The organism is Holtiella tumoricola, assembly GCF_027857615.1.
Taxonomy (GTDB): domain Bacteria; phylum Bacillota; class Clostridia; order Lachnospirales; family Cellulosilyticaceae; genus Holtiella; species Holtiella tumoricola.
Genome location: NZ_JAQIFT010000052.1, coordinates 1 through 557 on the forward strand (window position 1 = coordinate 1; position 557 = coordinate 557).

General features: G+C 46.3%; 1 rRNA gene. It reads left to right on the forward strand.

Going from position 1 to position 557, the window contains the following annotated elements:
• Positions 1-557: ribosomal RNA gene (locus tag PBV87_RS14400) — 23S ribosomal RNA — on the forward strand; the annotation flags it as partial.

The window sequence follows — 557 nt, forward strand, 5'->3', positions numbered from 1 at the left end:
GGAAACCAAGTCTGAATAGGGCGCAATTTAGTCGCTGCGAATAGACCCGAAACCGGGTGACCTACCCATGGTCAGGATGAAGTTACCGTAAAAGGTAATGGAGGTCCGAACTCACATCTGTTGAAAAAGGTGGAGATGAACTGTGGGTAGCGGAGAAATTCCAATCGAACCCGGAGATAGCTGGTTCTCCTCGAAATAGCTTTAGGGCTAGCGTTGTTAGGAGTCTAATGGAGGTAAAGCACTGAATTCCCTAGGGGGCCCACAAGCTTACCGAAGGATATCAAACTAAGAATGCCATAAAGATACCAACAGCAGTCAGACTACGAGTGATAAGACACGTGGTCAAAAGGGAAAGAGCCCAGACCATCAGCTAAGGTCCCCAAGTGTATGTTAAGTGGAAAAGGATGTGAGATTTCGAAGACAACTAGGATGTTGGCTTAGAAGCAGCCATACATTCAAAGAGTGCGTAATAGCTCACTAGTCGAGAGATCTTGCGCCGAAAATGTCCGGGGCTAAAACATACCACCGAAGCTATGGAATTGATCTTAGATCAATTG